At 61.5% G+C, this 18,210-nt stretch carries 20 protein-coding genes; 7 read left to right on the top strand and 13 right to left on the bottom strand.

All coding sequences use genetic code 11. The features are described 5' to 3' along the window. Window positions 1-316: 316 nt before the first annotated feature. Complete coding sequence (locus RE4_RS04325; protein ID WP_238076571.1) at window positions 317-1,030, top strand: NAD(P)H-binding protein; 714 nt, start codon at window positions 317-319, stop codon at window positions 1,028-1,030. On the opposite strand, the gene RE4_RS04320 is transcribed toward RE4_RS04325, so the two are convergent. Together RE4_RS04320 and RE4_RS04315 are read right to left on the bottom strand one after the other, a co-directional pair. Then, complete coding sequence (locus RE4_RS04320; RefSeq protein WP_020970661.1) at window positions 1,008-1,778, bottom strand: ABC transporter permease; 771 nt, start codon at window positions 1,776-1,778, stop codon at window positions 1,008-1,010. The genes RE4_RS04325 and RE4_RS04320 overlap by 23 nt on opposite strands. Before the next feature lie 50 nt (window positions 1,779-1,828). After that, on the bottom strand, window positions 1,829-2,266 hold the full coding sequence (locus RE4_RS04315; RefSeq protein WP_020908979.1) for a GtrA family protein: 438 nt from the start codon (window positions 2,264-2,266) through the stop codon (window positions 1,829-1,831). Window positions 2,267-2,407: 141 nt separating this feature from the next. Between RE4_RS04315 and RE4_RS04310 the strand changes: the two genes are divergently transcribed. Beyond that, window positions 2,408-3,115: a TetR/AcrR family transcriptional regulator gene (locus RE4_RS04310; protein ID WP_020970663.1), complete on the top strand. Its 708-nt coding sequence runs from the start codon at window positions 2,408-2,410 to the stop codon at window positions 3,113-3,115. Window positions 3,116-3,164: 49 nt separating this feature from the next. Here RE4_RS04310 and RE4_RS04305 read toward each other — a convergent pair whose 3' ends face one another. Then, the gene (locus tag RE4_RS04305) at window positions 3,165-4,661 is read right to left on the bottom strand and encodes an MFS transporter (RefSeq protein ID WP_003940566.1); all 1,497 of its coding nucleotides are present in this window, start codon (window positions 4,659-4,661) and stop codon (window positions 3,165-3,167) included. A gap of 99 nt (window positions 4,662-4,760) precedes the next feature. On the opposite strand from RE4_RS04305, the gene RE4_RS04300 reads away from it, so the two are divergent. Further along, the gene (locus RE4_RS04300; protein ID WP_019745154.1) at window positions 4,761-5,420 is read left to right on the top strand and encodes a TetR/AcrR family transcriptional regulator; all 660 of its coding nucleotides are present in this window, start codon (window positions 4,761-4,763) and stop codon (window positions 5,418-5,420) included. Window positions 5,421-5,429: 9 nt separating this feature from the next. On the opposite strand, the gene RE4_RS04295 is transcribed toward RE4_RS04300, so the two are convergent. Together RE4_RS04295 and RE4_RS04290 are read right to left on the bottom strand one after the other, a co-directional pair. Continuing rightward, on the bottom strand, window positions 5,430-5,633 hold the full coding sequence (locus RE4_RS04295) for a PspC domain-containing protein (protein WP_019745155.1): 204 nt from the start codon (window positions 5,631-5,633) through the stop codon (window positions 5,430-5,432). A 177-nt stretch (window positions 5,634-5,810) separates the two neighbouring features. After that, on the bottom strand, window positions 5,811-6,659 hold the full coding sequence (locus RE4_RS04290; protein WP_060938063.1) for an alpha/beta fold hydrolase: 849 nt from the start codon (window positions 6,657-6,659) through the stop codon (window positions 5,811-5,813). Window positions 6,660-6,898: 239 nt separating this feature from the next. Between RE4_RS04290 and RE4_RS04285 the strand changes: the two genes are divergently transcribed. Beyond that, complete coding sequence (locus RE4_RS04285) at window positions 6,899-7,315, top strand: PPOX class F420-dependent oxidoreductase (RefSeq protein WP_046379211.1); 417 nt, start codon at window positions 6,899-6,901, stop codon at window positions 7,313-7,315. 1 nt (window position 7,316) lies between these two features. Here the strand turns inward: RE4_RS04285 and RE4_RS04280 are convergent, their stop codons facing one another. Genes RE4_RS04280 through RE4_RS04245 form a run of 8 tightly spaced genes read right to left on the bottom strand, consistent with a single transcriptional unit; the run spans window position 7,317 to window position 15,744 of the window. Continuing rightward, complete coding sequence (locus RE4_RS04280) at window positions 7,317-7,670, bottom strand: winged helix-turn-helix transcriptional regulator (RefSeq protein ID WP_046379212.1); 354 nt, start codon at window positions 7,668-7,670, stop codon at window positions 7,317-7,319. A gap of 9 nt (window positions 7,671-7,679) precedes the next feature. Next, window positions 7,680-8,573, bottom strand: coding sequence for an acyl-CoA thioesterase (locus RE4_RS04275; protein ID WP_060938260.1), 894 nt, complete (start codon window positions 8,571-8,573; stop codon window positions 7,680-7,682). Further along, window positions 8,570-9,664 (bottom strand): CaiB/BaiF CoA transferase family protein, encoded by a 1,095-nt coding sequence (locus RE4_RS04270; protein WP_060938062.1) that lies wholly within the window; start codon window positions 9,662-9,664, stop codon window positions 8,570-8,572. Before RE4_RS04270 ends, RE4_RS04275 begins: the two co-directional genes overlap by 4 nt. A gap of 51 nt (window positions 9,665-9,715) precedes the next feature. After that, window positions 9,716-10,861: an acyl-CoA dehydrogenase family protein gene (locus RE4_RS04265; RefSeq protein WP_029256162.1), complete on the bottom strand. Its 1,146-nt coding sequence runs from the start codon at window positions 10,859-10,861 to the stop codon at window positions 9,716-9,718. Window positions 10,862-10,899: 38 nt separating this feature from the next. Next, window positions 10,900-12,432: an acyl-CoA synthetase gene (locus tag RE4_RS04260; RefSeq protein WP_060938061.1), complete on the bottom strand. Its 1,533-nt coding sequence runs from the start codon at window positions 12,430-12,432 to the stop codon at window positions 10,900-10,902. 46 nt (window positions 12,433-12,478) lie between these two features. Beyond that, window positions 12,479-13,270 carry an enoyl-CoA hydratase/isomerase family protein gene (locus RE4_RS04255; RefSeq protein WP_029256164.1) on the bottom strand — a complete coding sequence of 264 codons (792 nt, stop codon included), beginning with the start codon at window positions 13,268-13,270 and terminating at the stop codon, window positions 12,479-12,481. Between the two features lie 17 nt (window positions 13,271-13,287). Then, window positions 13,288-14,445 (bottom strand): acyl-CoA dehydrogenase family protein, encoded by a 1,158-nt coding sequence (locus tag RE4_RS04250; protein ID WP_060938060.1) that lies wholly within the window; start codon window positions 14,443-14,445, stop codon window positions 13,288-13,290. A gap of 39 nt (window positions 14,446-14,484) precedes the next feature. Further along, window positions 14,485-15,744: an MFS transporter gene (locus tag RE4_RS04245; RefSeq protein WP_081098313.1), complete on the bottom strand. Its 1,260-nt coding sequence runs from the start codon at window positions 15,742-15,744 to the stop codon at window positions 14,485-14,487. A gap of 443 nt (window positions 15,745-16,187) precedes the next feature. Here RE4_RS04245 and RE4_RS04240 point away from each other — a divergent pair, with 443 nt between their 5' ends. The 3 genes from RE4_RS04240 to RE4_RS04230 are packed head-to-tail and all read left to right on the top strand — an operon-like array spanning window position 16,188 to window position 18,206. Next, the gene (locus RE4_RS04240; protein ID WP_060938059.1) at window positions 16,188-17,372 is read left to right on the top strand and encodes a lipid-transfer protein; all 1,185 of its coding nucleotides are present in this window, start codon (window positions 16,188-16,190) and stop codon (window positions 17,370-17,372) included. A 1-nt stretch (window position 17,373) separates the two neighbouring features. Further along, entirely contained in the window at window positions 17,374-17,829 is a 456-nt protein-coding gene (locus RE4_RS04235) for a MaoC family dehydratase N-terminal domain-containing protein (protein ID WP_060938058.1), read from the top strand. Continuing rightward, window positions 17,826-18,206, top strand: a complete 381-nt coding sequence (locus RE4_RS04230; protein WP_060938057.1) for a MaoC/PaaZ C-terminal domain-containing protein — start codon at window positions 17,826-17,828, stop codon at window positions 18,204-18,206. Before RE4_RS04235 ends, RE4_RS04230 begins: the two co-directional genes overlap by 4 nt. The last annotated feature ends 4 nt before the right edge of the window (window positions 18,207-18,210 follow it).

Genomic DNA, 18,210 nt, shown 5'->3' with positions numbered 1-18,210 from the left:
GACCACGAACAACCAGGTAGAGCAGTCTGGCGAAGCCACCAATCGATCCGACGACAAAGAACACGCCAGAACCTGCGACCACGGCACAGAGCGCACCGAGAACGATGATCGTCGACGCCTCTACCATTCGACCGGCTGACTCCGATCCCAGAACGTGTATTTCATCAACTCCTTCGTTCATAAAACTATTTTCAGCCAACCGTCCAGCCGGTTTGTAGGGACTTTAGTCACGAGTCGGGTCAAAATGGACTCATAATTGCAGGTCAAGCGTTCAGTTGGCCACTCCGGTCGGATGAACTGCAGACCGTTCCGTAGTGTGCGCATCACAGAAAGTGGAACCAACGCCGGGGGGAACATCATGAAGGTCGTCGTTTTCGGGGCAACAGGAATGGTCGGCAACAGCGTCCTGAGGGAATGCCTCGACGATCCACGAATCGACGAAGTCGTGACCGTCGGCCGCAATCCGTCCGGTACAACCGCCCCGAAGATCGTCGACATCGTTCACCGCGACATGCTCGACTTCTCGGCGATCGAAGCCGATCTGACCGGCGCGGATGCCTGCTTCTTCTGCCTCGGTGTCTCCTCTGCCGGCATGAACGAAGCCGACTACACCCGCATCACGCGTGACATCACGCTTGCCGCCGCCACGACACTGTCGGGTGTGAACCCTCAGATGGTGTTCGTCTACGTGTCCGGCGAAAGCGCCGACTCCACCGAAACCAGCAAGACCATGTGGAAGCGAGTACGTGGCGCGACCGAGAATGCGCTACTCGCACTCCCTCTCACGACCTACATCCTCCGGCCGGGATTCATCCGTCCGCGCCCGGGATCGCCGTCGAAGACCTGGTGGTACAAGGCCTTCTATCAAATCTCCGTGCCTCTCTACCCACTCTTGCGCAAGGTTTGGCCCAGCAGCGTGACCACCAGTGAAAACATCGGCAGGGCAATGATCACCCTCGCGGCAAACACACCCGAGCTTCCCGACCGCGTCCTTCGCAGCGACAAGATCAACGAACTCGCGCAGGCCTGACAGTCTTACCTCGAAAGACGAAGCCGCGGGCGACGAGTTCCAACGCCACGGCGACCGAGCAGGTTTGCGCCAACAGCAGCCCTGCCAGCACAAGAATTTGCACGGCACCGGCTTGAACGGCCGACCCCGTCGCGAGCAAAACGCCGACAAAAGCGCCGGGCAATGTCACGAGGCCGACGGTGCGCGTCTGGTCGACTCCCGGTAGCAGGGCGTCGGAGGCAGCGGTGCGGGCTACTTCCCACCGTGCATCGCGCTGGGAAAATCCAAGGCTCAGTGCGGCTTCGACTTCCCCGTACCGGTCGTCGACGGCGTCGAGTCCGCGTTTGGCTGCCATCGATGTTGCAGTCATCGCGCCGCCCAGAACAATTCCGCCGATCGGCACCAGAGCGATGCCTTCCAGCGGAACCACTCCGGACAGCAGCATCAGTGGCAGAACCACACCGATTCCCGACGCCAAGGCGATGGTCAGCCACGCTCCGGACGTTCCTGCGCCGCAGCGTCGTGCCGCGGTGAACGACGCCGCAGCGAACATGCCGACGAGCACGAGGAGCGCTGACCAGATGTGAGCCAAGGCTGCGGCGAGGATCAACGAAATCGCAGCCAACTGAAGAGCGCCACGAGCGAGTGCGCCGGGGACTACCCGAACGCTACCGAGAGAGGTGAATCGGTAGACGAGCGTGGCGACAAGAGCCATGACGATGCAGAGGACAGCCAGACGGATGCCGGAGTCGGCTATCGAAAGGCTCATAGGTCACAGTGTTCCCTACGAGCCGAGTCCGATTCGAATTCGAGAACCGCTCAGAAAACCCAACCGCGAAGAGCGACGAATCGCAGGCCACCGACAATTCCACTCACTGCGATCACAAGCCCGGCTTGAAGAAGTCCGTCGGCTCCGGGGAGAAGGAAGCCGAGCGCACTGATGGCGGCCGAACTGGCGATCAACCCGACCAGAGCGAGTCCACCGCCTTCCCACTGCGCGGTGAACCAGTTGACGCGATCCGCGGCATGGAAGGTGAGCCGGCGATGCAGTTCGTTGGCCAGAATGGTGCTCAAGACTGCACCAACGGCGTTGGCGACCAGCGCTCCGTCACCGCGCAGCGCCAGAAAAGCGGCAAAGTACAAGATGTTGCTGGCTCCGCCGACGAGGGCAAAACGAACGAGCTGAGCAAAGGCGCCGTCGCCGGCAAGAGCACGAAGCCTCGTTGCCGCGAAACCTGCACTCCGCGTACCCACCATCGAGATCGGATTGCTCCCGACCCAGATGTCAGACGTGCTCATATCGGCTTCTCTCATACGGACAATCGGAACCACACGTTCCGCTTAGTAATATAGCACTAACGGAATCGATCATTCCGCTTAGTGCCGTAGACTGTGAGGATGCCGACAACACACCCCGACGCTTCTCATGCGGGGACCTCGGCCGACTGCTCACAGCCGCGCCTTCGGTCCGACGCCAAGGCCAACCTCGAGCGCATCCTCAACTCCGCTCGCGAGGTGTTCGCTGCCCAAGGACTCGACGCCACGCTGGCGGACGTCGCCAAGCACGCCGGCGTCGGCGTCGGCACCGTCTATCGCCGGTTCGCCAGCAAGGACGAGCTGATCCAGGCCCTGTTCGACACACGGTGCTCCGAGATCGAAACGATTGCCGCCACCGCCCGGGAGATGCCAGACGCCTGGGAAGGTCTTGTCTACTTTCTCGACGTGATCTCCCTGCGCATGGCAGACAACCGCGGATTCGGCGATCTCCTGATGGACGGGCGCTTCGCGTCCGACACTTTCGCTCGCGCGCGCGCCGGGATCGCTCAGCACACCGCGGCACTTGTCAATCGTGCCAAAGAACAGGGCACCCTGCGGAGCGACTTCGAAGTCAACGACATTCCGCTTCTCATGCAGGTCGTCAAGATGGCCCAGAAGTTCGGCGGCGACGAGGCCCCACAGGCTTACCGCCGCGCACTCGGGTTCATGATCGACGGACTCTGCGCGTCCCGCACCGGCCATCGCGAGTTGCCCGTCCCGGCGCTTTCCTCCGAACAACTCGATCACGTCCTTCATCGGTTTCAGGCATCGCCCGATAAGAACTGCTGACTCGATTTCGGGGTCGACGCCGCAATGGCGTCGACCCCGAAATTTGCTGTCAGTGAGCGATTACCGGTTCACCTTCCGGCGAATCCGGAAGCAGTCCACTCCGAAGAACCAGTCCGGTCAAGACCGCACCGACCGCGAATATGCCTGCGGCCCAATAGAACGTCGTGGTGTAACTCTCGACGGCAGCCTGTGCCTGGGTCAGCGGATTCATCTCGCGGCCCACCAGGTAGTTGGTGGAAGCCGAGGCTGCAATCGTGCTGAGCAGTGCAGTTCCGATCGAGCCGCCCACCTGCTGCATCGTGTTGACCGTGGCAGATGCAACGCCGGCATCTTCGTGATGCACGCCTGAAGTTGCTCCCTGCATCGACGGGGCGAAAATGCTGCCCATGCCGAGTCCGGTGACAACGAGCCCCGGCAGAATGTGGACTGCATAGGTGCTGTCCACGGAAATCTGGGCCAGCAGCGTCATTCCGATCGCCGCGATGACCATTCCGCTCACGATCAGCACTCGCGGACCGACACGCGGTAGCAAAACCGCTGTCGAAAGCGTTGCCGCTGTCACGATTCCGAACACCATCGGCATGAATGCGAGGCCGGTCATGATCGGGCTGTACCCGAGGATCAGCTGCATGTAGTACGTCAGGAACAGGAAGACTGCGAACATGCCTGCGCCGGAAAGGAAGATCGCCAGGTACGAGCCAGCCCGGATTCGGTCGAGGACCACCCGCAGCGGAAGGAGCGGGTGCTCGGACTTGGTCTGCCAGTAGATGAACGCCGCCATGAACACGACGCCGGCAACGAGCCACGAGATGGTGGGAGTTGCACTCCACCCGTCCGATTCGGCCTTCGAGAATCCGAAGACGATGCTGAACAAGCTGATCGATACCAGGATCGTTCCCGGGATGTCGAGTTTGGGTCGCGAGTCACTGGTGTGCGGCGCGAGCAACAGGACTGCTCCGACCAGGGCGATCGCCGCGAAGAAGAGATTCACGAAGAGGCACCAGCGCCAGTCGACCCACTCGGTGAGTGCGCCGCCGAGCAGCAGTCCGATGGCGCCACCGCCGCCGGCAACGGCACCGAAGATACCGAAAGCCTTGGCACGCTCACCTGGATCCGTGAATGTCACGGACAGCAGCGACAGGGCTGCCGGGGCAAGGAGCGCACCGAATACGCCCTGGCCGGCACGAGCGGCAACAAGCATTTCGAAGTTGACGGCTGCGCCACCGATGGCGGAAGCCACTGCGAAGCCGATCAGGCCGACGATGAAAGTTCGCCTGCGCCCGAACAAGTCGCTCAATCGACCGCCGAGTAGCAGCAAGCTGCCGAACGCCAATGCGTATGCCGTGATGATCCACTGGCGGTCCGAATCACCGAACTCCAGTGAGCGCTGCGCAGCAGGCAGCGCGATGTTGACGATGGTGGCATCCAAGACCACCATCAGCTGCGCAATTCCCAGAACCGCGAGAACCAGCCACCGCTTTGCGTGGTTGTCCCCTGAAGGCGCTGAGGACTGCTCGAATTCAGTCCGTTCAGCAATGTCTGACATAGTCCCTCGCCCAACCTATGCGGAGATGGCTTCTCCGGTTAGCAAAAACGCTACACGAAAACGGAGAGGCTGTCTCCACTTGGCGGGTAGAGTGGGGACATGAGTACCGCAATGGAGCGCCCCCTTCGCGCCGATGCTGCACGTAATCGGCAGTTGATCATCGACGCCGCACGTGAATTGTTCGCCGAAGAAGGGATCGACGTCACACTCGACGACGTCGCCCGGCGCGCGGGTGTCGGCGTCGGAACGGTCTATCGGCGGTTCGCCAGCAAGGAAGAATTGATCGACGGAGTCTTCCAACAGAACTTCGCCGACATGGCGGCGGCCGCGGACGCGTCACTCGCCAATCCGGATCCGTGGGACGGACTTGTCACCTTTGCCGAATTCGCCTGCAGCCGTATGTCGGTCAACCGCGGGCTCAAAGACGTCCTGAACGGAACCGACGAGGGATGCGAGCAAGTCGCATGCCAACGATCCATCATCGAACCGTCGGTCGAGAGGATCTTCTACCGGGCCCAGGAGGCCGGGATGCTGCGCCCCGACGCCGTACCGACGGACCTGTTCGGCCTCATCTTCATGGTGGGCGCAGTCACCGAATTTGCTCAGCCCGTCAACCCGACCGTGTGGCGTCGATACCTCTCGGTGATGCTCGACGGTCTACGCACGGAGGGGTTGCACCGTGACGCACTCCCCCTTCCTCCACTGAGTTCGGAGGAATTGCACGAGGCCAAGCAATGCCTGAAAGACCGCCGCCGTTGAGCGGTTCGGTCAGATCTGCTCACGAGGAATGAAAATCCACATCACGATGTAGATCAGAAACTGCGGGCCGGGCAGCAGGCACGAGAGCACGAACAGCAAGCGGACAGTCGACGACTTCCAACCGAAGTATCGAGCGATTCCGGCGCACACCCCACCGAACATTGCTCCCGAGCGGGCGCGGGTGAGCTTGCGGGTCTTCATCGGGGAGGTCATGTGCTGTTTCCTTTCAACGGAACTCGCGGTTCATCCGCGTCGACCTCCACTATCCGCTGCCGATCCACCTGTGCGCATCAGGCCATGGACCCATCTTTTCCGACGCGGTGTGTCCTCAGGTACGAGTCCGTCCCCGCGTCTGACTCAGGGTTCTCCCCCACACCCCAGCCTCGTACCTCAGCAGGGAAACATGCGTCGAAGCCGTTTCGGAGCCGCAAAAGGTTGCCAGTTGTCGACGTCCTGCGCCAGACGATCGGCAACGGTCCACAACGCCGACGGGTTGTGGGTCAACCCCATGTGACTGCCTTGCACCGCAATGCTTTCCGACAGGCCTGCCGAGGTTTCACAGCACGCTTGCCATGGAACGATACCGTCGTGCCTGGAGTAGACCGACGTGGCAGGAACGGAAATAGGCGATCCCTGTTCGGATTCGATGCCGTCGACCGGAGGCAGTATCGCGTGATTACCGGACAAACGAGCGTAGAGAGATCCGACTCTCGTCTGCTCCAGACTGGTGAGACCGAAAGGACTTCCGAGTGTCACTACCTGACGTACCGAATCCGGCAGATCCCTCGCCAGCTTTCGAGCGTAGATACCGCCCAAACTCCAGCCGATCACCGACACCTTCTGCTCGTATCGATCAGCTACCTCGGCCAATGCGGCAGGCAATCCGTCGACCACCGTCGCCGTCGGACCGGTGTTCAGACCCAGATTCCAACCGTGAACCCGGTATCCGAGAAAGCTCAGGTACATCCTCAAGGCGAGAGTCGACACGTCCGAAGTCAGCAATCCGGGGAGAACGAGGACCGGATGCCCGTCCCCACGCGGCGATCGAAGCAACCAAGGAGCCGCGAGAAGCAGTGAAGCGATGTCGACCAGTCCGCGCGTCGGCTCGCTCAGACACATCGCCAAGGATGGTGGCCCCGGAACGAGTGGGTCGACTTCACGAATCAGCGTCGATCGCTGCGCCCAATCGAATTCGGTCTCCGCGAAATCGATCGCCGAGACTTCCGCAACTACGGACACCTGAACTCCTGTCGGCCGGTGCCCTTGCCGGGGCGCGTGGTGGGGCGGTTCCGCGAGCTGTGTGCTCAACCCGCGGAACCTTGTCCTCATCCACCACCGGTAGCGAACCAGGACCCGTTCTGCCCACAGATTCGTGACCAAAGGCCTCTCGACCACACGAACACTGTGTGATCCAGAACACTAGTTTTGATTACGTTGCATCTACGTTGCGTACGTGTTTCGTCCCCGAAGGAGAACAGATGGCATTCACGGAAGAAGAAATCGCATACATGCAGTCGCAGCCACTGGCGCGCGTAGCGACGCTCTCACCGCACGGGCAACCAGACGTCGTGCCATTGGCCTTCGAATACGACGGGGCCCACTTCTGGATCGGCGGGGGCGGCCAGAGTGTCCTGAAAACCAAGAAGTTCCGCAATATCGGGTCAGGACAACTCGAAGTAGCCCTCGTCATCGACGACATGCCGTCATTCGAGCCGTTTGTCGCGCGCGGGATCAGGATCTACGGAATCGCTGAACAGCCGATCGAAAGGGTAGGAATGGTCGGTCCCGGAATCTATTCACGCATCACGCCGACAGTCTCGTGGAGTTGGAACTTGGCGGGAGAACCGGCAGGTGACACCTGGTACGAATCTCACAAGACTGTTCACACGCAATAGGTCAGTTCGGGCAACTCTCGGGTGGCAGGTTTTCGGCGGCCCACGTTGTCAGTTCGCTGAGAGCGGGGAGCAGCGCCTGCCCCGACGCCGTGAGTTCGTACTCCACAGCGATGGGCGGGCCGGCGTCGACGGTCCGCGTGACCAGGCCCGCACCAGCCAGTTCGGTCAATCGGTCCGAGAGCACGGAGTCGCTGATCTTGCCCACTGCACGCTTGAGTTCCGCAAATCCCGCCGGACCACCGAGGAGCGTCGCCAGGATCACACCGTTCCAGCGTTTGCCGAGAAAGCTGAAAGCGCGAGCCAACGCCGCGTCACAGACGCGTGGTTGGTGCTCGGCTTCACTCTTCCCAGACATTGCTTCATCCTAGGCCCGAGGCCACGGTGGCCCGTCAACTCGCCGCAAGAGCGACTCCTGGGCGACGGTTGCAGCCAAGACGCCGTCGCGTGTCCAGAAGTGGCCCGTCGAGAATCCCCGACCGTCAGTGGCGGAGTTGCTTTCCTGAGCGAAGAGCATCCATTCGTCGGCCCGGAAAGGTCGGTGAAACCAGATCGCGTGATCGAGTGACGCCATCAGCACTCGCGAAGGTCCGACCATCAACGACCGGTGGGGCTGGATGTCGAGTGAGGCCGTCGATGCCAAGGACAAGTCCGAAGCGTAGGTGAGGACCCCGGCATGGAACAGCGGTTCGTCGGGAAAGGCGTGATTCGGTTTGAACCACACCGACTGTGCGACCGACCCCCGCTCGCGCTCACCCTCGTCCGCAACGAATCTCATGTCCATCGCACGATGTGTCTTGTTGTCGCGGAACTCGTCGGCGCGTGCACTCGCCCAGCGCTCGTATGGATCGGGAAGGTCCTCCGGAGCAGGTACGACGGGCATCTCCCCCTGTCGATCGGTGCTGTCCTCCGGAAGTTTGAAGGACACGGAGAGTGTGAAGATCGGCGTGCCCAGTTGCAGGGCAGTGACCTGACGGGACCAGTACGTACGTCCGTCACGAAGACGACCGACTTCGTAGGTGATGGGCTGCCGCGGATCGCCTGAGCTGAGGAAGTATCCGTGAAGGGAATGCACCACCGCAGTCGCAGGCACTGTCCGACCAGCGGCGGTCAAGCCCTGTGCCGCGAGATGCCCGCCGAAGATGCGCCCGGGAGAGCCAGCGTGGCAGTACCCATGGAATCTGTCGGGTCCGACGTCGTCCAGGCTCAGCAACGTGTGTAGATCGAAGGACTCGAGTTCTCGAGATTCGGTGAGCGTCACGTCCACAACGTCCCTGCGTCAACGGCTTCAGCGGCAGGGGCCGACGGCAGACCCGGATCGGAGCGGGAAAATCGCGGCGCCGGACGATGCTGAGTGACCCCGTCCAGTTCCACGAGCGAACCACGCTGGGCAACATGGGGATTGGATGAGGCTTCCGCAAACGTCAGAACCGGTGTCGTGCATGCATCGGTGCCGTCGAAGATCGCCGCCCACTCGTCGCGTGTCTTGGACGCGAACACATCGGCAAACACTTTCTTCGTGTGCGGCCATGCACTCTTGTCGTTCTGGCTCGGCAACGTCGCGGGATCAAGTCCCAAACCGGCCAGAAGTAGTGCATAGAACTGTGGTTCGACGGCACCGACTGCCATGTATCTGCCGTCGGATGTCTCGTAAGTGTCGTAGTACGGGGCGCCGGTGTCGAGCATGTTCACACCGCGTTCGTCAGACCAGCGTCCGAGACCGCGGAAACTCCACATCATGTGTGACAGCGCCAGCGTCCCGTCGACCATGGCGGCATCGACAACCTGACCCTGCCCGGACTTCTGTCGCTCGAAGAGCGCGGCAAGTATTCCGAACAACAGAAACATCGAGCCACCACCGAAGTCTCCCACCATGTTGAGCGGCGGAACCGGACGCTCACCGGCACGACCTATCGCGTGCAGGACGCCGGTCAGCGAGATGTAGTTGATGTCGTGTCCGGCAGCCTGCGAAAGCGGCCCCTCCTGACCCCATCCTGTCATCCGGCCGTACACCAGGGCCGGATTCCGTTCCAGCGCAACATCCGGGCCGAGACCGAGCCGCTCGGTGACCCCGGGACGGAAACCCTCGATGAGCACGTCCGCACGCTCGATCAATCCCAGAACGATGTCGACGCCGGCAGGGTCCTTGAGGTCCACCTCGCAGATACGACGCCCACGCTGGGTCTGATCCCGTGGCTGACCGGGACCGGGGATCCGACCGGCGCGCTGAACACGGACGACGTCAGCGCCGAGATCAGCGAGCAACGTCGCTGCGTGGGGACCTGGACCGATTCCGGCAAGCTCTACGACGCGAAGTCCGGCGAGCGGTCCGCGGCCTGTGGTGGTACCCATGATTGTCCCTCGGTTTTCTCTCGTCTCGAAATATTTGTGTAAGTACGGGTTTCAGCCGAGCAATGACGGCAGCGCCCGGGCGAGGTTGCGTTCGTGAATCTGGGAGGCGCCCTCGTAGATTCGCAAGGCACGCACATCCCGCCACATACGCGGTACCGGGTGATTGCCGACGATGCCGACCCCGCCGAGCACCTGCACCGCCCGGTCCCCGACCACCGACGCCATCTCGGTGCAGTACAGCTTTGCCGCGGCAATCCGATGACGCGGCGGCGTTCCGCGGTCGAACTCACGGGCGCAGTCGAGGATCATCGCTCGTCCGGCCTCGAGTTCCGCATAGCTGCGTCCGAGCATCGCCTGCACGGCACCGAACTCGGCCAAAGGTTGGTCGAACTGCTCACGAGAACCCGCGTATTTCATTGCCTCCGCGAGCATCCGAGTCGCCTGACCGACTGCGGTCGCGGCAACGTGGGTGCGAGCCTGGTTGATTCCGCGCATCGCGTGAATCATCCCCAAACCTGTTGCACCGCCGATCAACCGGTCGGCGCTCACCACAACGTCACGCAAGCTGATCTCGGCGACTGGGCCTTCGGCATGACCGTTCATCAATTCAGGCACCCGGGTCTCTACCCCCGGCGATTCCCGATCTACGAGGAAGGATGAAATCTCGCCGTCCGCGGTGCGGGCGAACACCACCAGAACATCAGCCCACGCTCCGTTGGTGATGAAGCGCTTCTCACCGTTGATGACGTAGCCGTCCGGGGTGTTGGTAGCGGTGGCGCGCACGGCGGAGGCGTCACTACCCGCCTGCTCCTCGGTGAGAGCAAACGCCATGACGCACTCCCCCGCCGCCATCGCCGGTAGATACTGTTCACGCTGAGCGTCGGTGCCGTATTCGAGGAGGATCTGCGAAGCCAGTCCGATACTGGTCGAGAATCGGGAACGGTACACCGCCGATGACCGGGTGAACTCGAAAGTCAGCAGCACCTGCTGTTCGACGGTCCACCCCAATCCGCCGACGCTCCTCGGAAGCGTGATGCCGAATAGTCCGACCTCGGCCATCCTTGTCACGAGGTCAGCGGGAACCTCACCAGCAGAGACCATTTCGTTCTCACGAGGAATGAGCTCATTGTCGGTGAAGTCGCGGATCACCTGCCGGTAGGCGTCGAAATCGAGGTCGCGAATCTGTGGGTCGATCACGGTTCTACTCCTGGAAGCATGTTGGGAAGATGGCTGTGTCACCGGTAGGTCTCACGCAGAGTGCGCTTGAGGATCTTCCCTACCGGCGACAGCGGGAGTGCGTCGACGAAATCGACCGACCGCGGCGCCTTGTACCGAGCTATACGCTCACCGACAAAATCTCGGAGTTCATCACCGCTCGAATTGTTTTCAGGTGTGCGCACCACCACTGCATGGACGCGTTCTCCCCATTTGTCGTCGGGTACTCCGATGACCGCGCAACTGCTCACACCGGGATGCTGGGACAGGGCGGCTTCGACTTCGGCACTGTAGACGTTCTCGCCGCCCGAGATGATCATGTCCTTGAGTCGGTCTACGAGAAACACGTAGCCATGCTCGTCCATGAAGCCGAGGTCACCGGTATGCATCCATCCACTGCGCACCGCGTGCGCCGTCTCCGCCTCGTTGTTCCAGTAACCCATCATGACGTTCGAGCCCCGCACGACGACCTCACCGATATCGCCGCGCGGAAGCTCTGTGCCGGTTGCGTCGACAATCCGCACCTCGGTGTGTGGCGCAGCACGTCCCACTGATCGAAGTCGTTCCGGGTGATCAGGATTGCGGTGGTCGTCGTCGCGGAGAAGTGTTGCTGCCGGGGCCAACTCGGTCATTCCGTAGCCCTGGCGCAGTCGAAGATCAGGTGATCGTTCGATCAAGCGCCGAACCAGTGATTCGGGCATCGGCGATGCGCCGTAGGTGATCGAGGTGAGACTGTCGATCGGCAGACCTGTCCGATCAGCGTATTCGAGCATCGCTTGCACCATTGTCGGCACGAGCAGAGATTGTGTAACTTCCTTCTCTGCAATGGTTTCGACGAGTTTCTCGACGGTGAAGTCCCCCATCAAAACGTGCACGGATCCGGTAACCGAGGCCTGGACCAAACCGGCGAAGGCTGCGAGGTGGAACAGGGGCGCCACGTGCAGGGAGCGACCTGGCAGATTCGGCTCACCACTACCGGCAAGGACTCCGAGCACCGATGTCAGGATCTGGCCTGCGCTCAGCATGACACCTTTGGGGCGGCCTGTAGTTCCGCCGGTGTACATGAGCAGCGCCAATGCATCGGGATCTGCATGAGTATCGGGAATCGGACCGTGCAGCGTCAAAGCAGAGTCGTAGTCGACCGTATCGCCGGGCAGATCCGCCGCACCGAATACGATCACGGTCTCCAGTACAGCGCACCGTTCACGCAGTTCCAGCGCAGCGGCCAGGCGCGGTCCGTCCACGAGAAGCACTGTGATTCCGGCGTCTTCGATGTGAAATGCCATCTCGTCGGGACTCCAGCGGTTGTTCACCGGGGACGCGACCATCGACGCCCAGGCACAGGCGAAGGAGTATTCGACATACTCGAGACAGTTCGTGGCCAGTATCCCTACCCGGTCACCTCGGTCGAGCCCGTACGACGTGAACATACCGGCCAATCGCGCAACGCGACTCTCCAGTTGAGCGAACGTCAACTGGCGCTGCCCGTCAACGACGGCGATCGCGTCGGGTTCACGCTGGACCGACCGATGTAAACCCTGAGTCAAGTACATTCTCGTTCACTCTCCTGATCCCGATAACAATGTGTTCCAGTTCTTTTCAGCGGCCCGTGAAGTGCGGTACTCGTTTCTCGAGGAATGCCGAGCGCGCTTCCTCCACGTCTTCGGAATACGCGCACGTGATCAGCCGGTCGGCTTCGTCCATCAAGAATTCGGACAGCGGCCGCGACATCGCCGAATCGAGGTTCAGCTTTGCACCACGCACTGCCAACGGTGCCGAAACAGAGAGCCGCTGAACAATTTCCGTAGTCCTCGCTTCCAGCGATTCTTCGGCGAAAGCCTCGTGAATCATTCCGAATGAGGCAGCGCGATCAGCTTTGATTCGTTCGGACAGCAGCATCAATTCCCGCGCCTTCGATGTGCCCGCTGCGCGGGTCAGCAACCACGCCATTCCCATGTCACCGGACATTCCAGCCCCCAGGAAGGCCGTGTTGAACATCGCATCGGCTCCGGCATAGCGAAGATCGCACGCCAGAGCGAGACTCAAGCCGGCGCCCGCACAGCCACCGCGAATCACCGCCACCGTAGGCTTGGGATGCTGCACCAAAGTTGGTATCACCCGTGAAACATCAAGCAAGCGAGTGCGATCCTCTTGCTGTGAATCACCCCGCACTACACGGCTCGACCGATCACCGGACTGATCGCGACCGACCGAAAAGTTCCCTCCAGCGCCCGTGAGCACGACGACTCTCACGGCCTCGTCACCGGCGGCCGACGTAAGCGCGTTCTGCAGCTCGGTGAGCAGCGTGTACGTAATCGCGTTGCGTCGATCCGGTCGGTTCAGAGTCATCGTGGCGACACCGTCATCGACGTCGTAGAGAAGCTCTGCCATGGTTTCCCTCGATTCGTTCAGAACCCGGCCGCTTTGGCGATGATCGTCTTCATCACTTCGTTGGTTCCGCCGTAGATGCGCGACACACGGGTGTCCGCGTACAGACGCGCAATGGGGTATTCCAGCATGTAGCCGTAGCCCCCGTGCAGCTGCAAGCACTTGTCGATGACCTCAGCGGCGGTCTCGGTGCAGAACAGTTTCGCCTTGGCTGCGTCGGCAACACTGAGGTCACCCGTCTCGTGCAATTCCAGAGCCCGGTCGACCATGCACTGAGCAGCCTCCACCTTGGCGATGCACTCGGCGATGACGAACTTGGTGTTCTGGAACTCCGCCACCGCCTGGCCGAACACCTTGCGGTCACGCACGTAGGCAGAAGCGAACTCGATGGCTCCGACGGCCGCCGCAGTCTGGGTGACTGCGATCATCAGTCGCTCTTGCGGAAGGTTGTTGGCCAGGTAGCCGAAGGCAGCGCCCTCCTCACCGAGTAGATCCTCGGCCGGCACCCGTACGTCGGTGAAGGAAAGCTCTGCCGTATCCGAAGTGCGCATCCCGATCTTCTCGAGCTTGCGACCGACCTCGTAGCCTTCACTCGACGTGTCCACTGCGAGGATGCTCAACCCGGCGCGACGGTTCTCTGTCGTCGGCGGTGACGTACGGCAGATCACGAGAACCCGATCGGCCTGAACGCCGCCGGTGATGAATGTCTTTGCGCCGTTGAGAACATAGTGAGTGCCGTCCTCGGACCGTTTGGCCGTGGTCTTGATGCCCGCCAGGTCCGAGCCGGTGCCCGGTTCGGTCATCGCGATGGCAGTCATCATGTCGCCACTGATGAAATCGGGCAGCCAACGTTGCTTCTGCTCTTCGGTTCCGTAGGTCAGGATGTATGGCAGGACCAGGCCGGTGTGTACACCGAATGCGCCAAAGCTGACTGCCGCACGAGCCGTCTCTTCGGTCAGGGCAGCCTGGAACTTGAAGCTTGTTTCACCCGCTCCGCCGTACTGCACGGGAACCGTCATTCCGAGAACGCCGAGCTTGCCGAGCTGGCGATAGAAGTCGCGGGGCACCATGCCCTCGCGCTCCCAATCGGAGAAGTTGGGCACTACCTCGGCTTCGATGAAGCTACGGATGACCTTGCGGAAATCCTCGTGCTCTTCGTTGAATACTGTGCGCTGCATTGTTTCTCCTGGATATTGTGAAATGAAAGTGAGTAGTGCTCAGCCGAGGATTCGCACCCGATCGCGGGTGGCGTTGACGGCGCAGAGCGCGATGACGGCACCGATGACAGTCGCGATTCCGAAGATCTGGAATGCGGTGGCGTATCCCTCGGCCGGGGTTGCGGCGCTGTCGACGATGACGCCGGTGAGGTAGGGAGCGATCAGACCGCCGGTGGCCATCAGAGCCATGAAAACACCCAGTACCGAGGCCATCTGCTGCGGCGGGCAGATTTCGGAGATCGCTGCGTTGAACTGCGGAATGATGACCGTCCCGATGCCGTAACCCACTGATACCACGAGCACCGCAACGATCGGAGTCTTGATGAACGGCATGCTGACGAGGGCAAGCCCACAGATCAGCAGGGCAATTCCGGGAACGATACCGCGCAGGATCCGAGAGCTGGCACCCCGCGCCATCAGCCTGTCACTGATCGACGTGCACAGGAACATGAAGAACAGTCCCGCGATGCTGGGAATGCCGAACATGGTTCCCGCCTGAACCCGCGAGTATCCAAGTCCCACTTCGAAGTACGACGGCAGCCACGTGAGCACCACCGTGATGAGAGCGTACATGGTGAACACCGCGGCAAGCGCACCGAGGAATGTCGGCGTGAAGAAGATCTTCGTCAGCGGCACCTTGGCGACAACCACCGAGTCTGTGGCCGTTGTGGTCTCCCGCTCGGACTTCCTGACCGGCCGCTGCATGTACGGCCCCTCTTTCCAGGTGAACAACCACAGGACGCACCAGACCACGCCGACCCCGGCAAGGATGATGAACGTTGCTCGCCACCCCCAACTGGCTACAGCCAAGGCCATCAGCGGCGCGATCGCAATCTTCGCGATAGAGGCACCGGAAGCCAGGAAAGCTCCTGGCAGACCACGCTTTTCCGCAGGATGCCACGAGTAGACACCCGTGTGAACCAGCGCACCCGCTGGTCCCTCGAAGAATCCGAGCATCATGCGCGTGAACAGAAGCATGCCGAAACCGGCAACCACGACGAGCGGAATCATCGACGCTGCCCACCCCAGTGAGAGCAGAACCAGCAACCACCGCAGCGACATCCACTTGTGCAGTACCCCGGCAAAGAAGCCACCGACGGTGAAGGCCAGGAAGAATGCACTGCCGACCAGTCCGATCTGTGCAGAGGTCAGCCCGAATTCCTTGGCCAGCGGCTGTGCAACCAGGCCGAAGACTGCCTTGTCAGCCCAGTTGACGACGACAAGGAGAACGAGAACTCCGGTGAGCCCCCATGCCCGCACTCGGGATTCCCCTACTTCTCGCGGTGGTGCGGCGGTGGGAAGAGCCGGCTTGCTCAACGTCATTCTCATCGATCCTCTCAGGCAAGTGCGACAACTGCGCCACGGAGTGAGCGCAATGCGAAACAGAAGCTGGGTGAACTGATCTCAGCACCGAAGTACTGGATGCGGGACTCGGAGACCGGTCCGGTGCGAACCCGATGTGGTCGATTCGTGGTCGATTCAACCGCCGGGCACCTACTCTGTGACGCACGCCACCTTGCCGCCCAGAAAGTAAATCATCAATCGACACTCCGACGCAATAGCCTCGTGAAATTGTCCACCTTCGTCGACAATCTGCTGGATATCGCGACGAAAGTCCCTCGTAAATACGCATTGTGACCCAGTAGACAAAACTCGAATCGTGGTGTTAAGTAAATCTTCATCCGATCATTTAGGAGACAATCGTGACCAGAAAAGTCCATGTTGCCGGAGTGGGAATGATCCCGTTCACCAAGCCTGGCAAGAGTGAGAACTACAACGTCATGGGAGAGACGGCCGCCCGTGCCGCCCTCGACGACGCCGGTATCGACTACTCGCTGGTCCAGCAGGCCTATGCCGGCTACGTTTACGGCGATTCCACTGCCGGACAGGCCGCCGTCTATGGTCTCGGGCTCACCGGAATCCCGGTCATCAACGTCAACAACAACTGCGCCACAGGCTCGTCGGCCCTTTTCCTCGCACGCCAAGCCGTCGCGAGTGGCGCCGTCGAATGCGCATTGGCTGTCGGCTTCGAGCAGATGAAACCCGGTGCGCTCAAGCGAGTTTGGGACGACCGCCCTGCCCCGATGTACCGTTTCGACGATCTGATGACCGAGATCCAAGGCGTCCACGACGCACCGCGCGCAGCCCAGATGTTCGGTGGCGCAGGACTTTCGCACATGGAGAAGTACGGCACCAAGCCCGAGACCTTCGCAAAGATCTCGGTCAAGGCACGTAAGCACGCGGCCAACAATCCCAACGCGGTCTTCCGTGATCTTCTCACCGAAGAGCAGGTGCTGGAGTCACCGCACATCTTCGGCCCGCTCACTCGTTACCAATGCTGCCCGCCCACCTGTGGCGCCGCTGCCGCTGTCGTCTGCAGCGAAGAGTTCGCCCGCAAGCACGGGCTGGCGGCTGACGTAGTGATCGAGGCACAGGCCCTGACCACCGATACACCAAGCACTTTCGAGGACCGCAACATGATGAAGGTCGTCGGCTACGACATGACGGCTGCCGCAGCTGCGCAGGTTTACGAAGCCGCAGGCATCGGACCTGAGGACGTTCAGGTCGTGGAACTGCACGACTGCTTCTCCGCCAACGAACTCATCACGTACGAAGGTCTTGGCCTCACGCCCGAAGGTACTGCCGAGAAGTTCATCCTGGACGGCGACAACACCTACGGCGGACGAGTAGTCACCAACCCGTCGGGAGGCCTGCTGTCCAAGGGCCACCCCCTCGGCGCCACCGGTCTTGCCCAGTGCGCCGAACTGGTCTGGCAACTGCGCGGTCAGGCCGGCAAGCGGCAGGTCGAAGGAGCACGAATCGGACTGCAGCACAACCTCGGACTCGGCGGTGCGTGTGTGGTCAGCATCTTCAAGAAGGTGGGCTGACATGGCGCTCGATCCGTCCGTCGTCGGAACGATCATCCCGGGCCACGAGGCACTGGTCGAGCGCGGACGCCTGCGCTTCTTCGCCCAGGCCATCGGTGAGACCAACCCGATCTACGGAGACGTCGAGGCCGCCAAGGCTGCGGGGCATCGTGACCTGGTGGTACCGCCGACATTCCTGTTTTGCCTCGACATGGAAAAACCGGACCCGTTTGCCCTGGTCCGATCGCTGAAAATCGACATGAGGTACGTCCTGCACGGCGAGCAGTCCTTCGAATATCACGCACTCGCCTATGCCGGCGACACACTTGCCTACAACGGCAAGGTCACGGACGTGTACTCGAAGAAGAACGGCGCCTTGGACTTCCTTGTCCGGACCGCCGAGGTCACCCGCGACGGCGAGTTGATCGCCCGCCTCACCAACACCCTGGTCGTTCGAACCCCTAAGGCGCAGAAATGAAAACAGGAGACGTTCTTCCCTCCCTGGAATTGCCCGAGATCAGTCGCGCCACTCTCGCGCTCTACGCCGGCGCTTCGGGTGACCACAACCCGATGCACATCGATCTCGACGTCGCTCGCTCCGGCGGAATGGACGACGTGTTCGCACACGGCATGCTCTCGATGGCCTACCTCGGTCGATTGCTGACCAATTACGTTCCGCAGGAACGCATCCGCACCTACAGTGTTCGCTTTGCCTCCATCACACCGCTGCACGCCAAGCCGACGTGCACCGGGACCGTCACCAAGGTCGAGGACGGCCTGGCCCATCTCGATATTGCCGTCACTCTCTCCGACGGCACCGTCACCCTGCGCGGCGACGCCGTCGTAGCCGCTTGAAAAC

It is taken from the genome of Rhodococcus erythropolis NBRC 15567, assembly GCF_001552595.1.
GTDB lineage: Bacteria > Actinomycetota > Actinomycetes > Mycobacteriales > Mycobacteriaceae > Rhodococcus_F > Rhodococcus_F erythropolis.
This window is presented reverse-complemented; position numbering and strand designations above follow the sequence as displayed.